At 29.0% G+C, this 2693-nt stretch carries 5 protein-coding genes; 1 reads left to right on the forward strand and 4 read right to left on the reverse strand.

Translation table 11 applies throughout. The annotated features are described in order from the left end of the window. Window positions 1-148 precede the first annotated feature (148 nt). Both Q0F04_RS11605 and Q0F04_RS11610 read right to left on the reverse strand, forming a co-directional pair. The gene (locus tag Q0F04_RS11605; RefSeq protein WP_295753463.1) at window positions 149-595 is read right to left on the reverse strand and encodes a DUF523 domain-containing protein; all 447 of its coding nucleotides are present in this window, start codon (window positions 593-595) and stop codon (window positions 149-151) included. Then, window positions 592-1233, reverse strand: a complete 642-nt coding sequence (locus Q0F04_RS11610) for an HAD family hydrolase (protein WP_118306485.1) — start codon at window positions 1231-1233, stop codon at window positions 592-594. The genes Q0F04_RS11605 and Q0F04_RS11610 overlap by 4 nt, the downstream gene beginning before the upstream one ends. A gap of 94 nt (window positions 1234-1327) precedes the next feature. Between Q0F04_RS11610 and Q0F04_RS11615 the strand changes: the two genes are divergently transcribed. Then, window positions 1328-1522: a hypothetical protein gene (locus tag Q0F04_RS11615; protein ID WP_295753468.1), complete on the forward strand. Its 195-nt coding sequence runs from the start codon at window positions 1328-1330 to the stop codon at window positions 1520-1522. A gap of 12 nt (window positions 1523-1534) precedes the next feature. Here Q0F04_RS11615 and Q0F04_RS11620 read toward each other — a convergent pair whose 3' ends face one another. Both Q0F04_RS11620 and Q0F04_RS11625 read right to left on the reverse strand, forming a co-directional pair. After that, window positions 1535-2284: a DeoR/GlpR family DNA-binding transcription regulator gene (locus Q0F04_RS11620; RefSeq protein ID WP_295753470.1), complete on the reverse strand. Its 750-nt coding sequence runs from the start codon at window positions 2282-2284 to the stop codon at window positions 1535-1537. A gap of 1 nt (window position 2285) precedes the next feature. Further along, on the reverse strand, window positions 2286-2693 hold a 408-nt coding region (locus Q0F04_RS11625), incomplete at its 5' end, for an HAD hydrolase family protein (protein WP_295753471.1).

Below are 2693 nucleotides of genomic sequence, written 5' to 3' on the forward strand. Positions count from 1 at the left end.
GTATTATCACCATTAGGATGAGCTGAAGGTGCCCAACATTCTCCTGTTTGATCACTTGGTATAGCATAGCCATACTTTTCTTTAAGTTGGTTTCCTCCCCAAATCATTTCTTTAAATACAGGTTCTACCCATAAAATATGTCCCATTTTTACTTTCCTCCATTTATTAATTTTAAAACCTCTGTTACTTCATTTTCACTATAAACTGCAATTCCTTCTTCTTTTAACATCTGTACAAAAATACCATCACCTTCAACAAGTTGATGTGAAAATGTTCCATCATAAATATGATTTTTTCCACAGCTTGGACTTTTAGCTTTTAAAACAGCTATTTTAATATTTTTTTCTAAACATTTATCTAAAGCAATTTTAGCACCTTGTATATATTCTTTTGTACGATCAATTCCTTTTTGATCAATCACTTTTTCTCCAATAACTTCACAAGGTGTTCTAGGAATTGGTAAACCACCTAAGACTTCTGGACAAAGTGGTAACACTAAACCTTGATCATAAAGTTCCTTTATTTCCTTACAAAGATTATTCTTTCCAGCATATGTACAATTTTCACCAATTAAACATCTCGATACTGCAATCATTTTAGAATGTCCTTAATATCACTTGGTTTAGAAACAGTATAAGTTGCTCCAGCTTGAACAAGTTCTTCTTTTCCTCTAAAGCCCCATTCACACCCTACAGATTTAATTTTAGCATTGATGGCTGTTTCAATATCTACATTACTATCACCAATCATCAATGTTTCATTTTTATTACTTTCCATTAACTGCATAGCTAGTTGTACTAAACAAGGATGTGGTTTTTTAGGTTGATAAACTGTATTTCCAAAAACATACATAAATTTATTAGGAAATAAATGATTTACAATTGTTACTGCATTTACTTTTGGTTTATTCGTTACAACTGCTAATTTATACCCTTGATGATAAAGTTCATCAATTAATTCTTTCATTCCTGAATAAGGTTTTGTATGTTTTAAACAATTTTCTTTATAAATTTCATCAAAACGTGCACGATATTTTCTCACATCTTTTTTATATTTTTCAGGTAAAGCACGCTCTATTAATTTATCAACACCATTTCCTACAAATTGTTTATATGTATCTAAATCATAGGTAGGAAAATGATTTTCTTCCATTAATATATTTGTAGATAAAGCTAAATCTTCTATTGAATCTACAAGTGTTCCATCTAAATCAAAAATCAAAGTATTATACATAGACTTCCCCTTTCACTTTATCTAGATTATAGCACAACTTCTATTTATTGTTTATTGGTTTTTGTTATGTTAGAATAGTTCTTGAGGTGAAATTATGAAACAACAACAAAAAGATGTTTTCATGACATTATTAACAGGTTTAGGAGCAGCATTAGGAATCATTACATATTTTTTATGTACATTCCTTTTCCATAAATATGAAACAATTGGTGCTTTATCTATCTTTGGTTTAGCCATAATTTTTAGAGTAATTGGTTATTTTTTTGATAAAATGCTTGCTAAAAAGTAGATTCATGCGAATCTACTTTTCTTTTGTATATATTATTTGACATCCTGCTTTTTCTATCTTTTCTCGATAAGTATCAGGTAACCAATCAACAACAAGAACATCAATATCTTGAAAAGCTAAAGCTTTATAAGAACTTTTTTTATTAAATTTACTATGATCTACAACTAAGCAAACTTTTTGACTTCGACTTGCTACCTTTTTTTTAATCATAGCATCTTCAAATTCTTCAACATAAATACCATCTTCCATCACAGCTGCTGCTGCTACATAAGCTAAATCAAAATAAATTTGATCAATCATATTCAACGTTTGACTTCCATACATATAACGATTCTTTTTAAAGTAAGTTCCACCAATCATCTGACATAAACAATGATTTGATAATATTTCAATATTATCTAAAGAATGACTATAAGCTTCTATATCACCTTCTACATATTGACATACAGCAGCCACCGTTGTTGAAGTATCAAAAAAGATCACTTTATTGTTTTCAATCAAAGAAACAGCTATTTTTCCAATTTCATTTTTTATCTCTTCATTTTCTTGTTTTCTTGTTTGATAACTTCCAATTTGATGTACATCATTTAATGTAATACCACCATGTGTTCTAACAGCTAAGTTTTCATGTACAAGACGAACAATATCTCTTCTTGCTGTATCCCTAGAAATATGAAACTGATCCATAATTTCTTGATTCGTCATTGTTTTTTTATCTTTTAATATTTCTAAAATTTTATAAATTCTTTCTTCTTGATACACCTTATTCACCTACTAAATTATCTAATGCATAAACGATTCCATCTTCATCATTAGAAAGCGTATGTGTTGGAATACTTTCTAAAACACCTTGCGCCCCATTAGCCATCGCAAATCCTTTTCCTGTTAAAAGAAGCATATCTAAATCATTATAGTTATCTCCAAAAGAAACTGTTTGATGAAGACCTATTTTCATTTTATCACATAAAAATTGAATTGCACTGGATTTTGATACCGATTCATCCATAATTTCTAAGTAAGTATCTTTTGATTTATAAATCTTCAACCCTGTAAATTTTTCTTTCAAACTCATTTCTAAACGATCAACAATTTCTGCATCAGTAATCACTAATAATTTATGAACCTTTTTAACTCCCTCTAAATCCAATTTTTCAGGTTTCAACCCTGTAAT

The organism is uncultured Holdemanella sp. (assembly GCF_934772795.1).
Classification (GTDB): Bacteria; Bacillota_I; Bacilli_A; order Erysipelotrichales; family Erysipelotrichaceae; genus Holdemanella.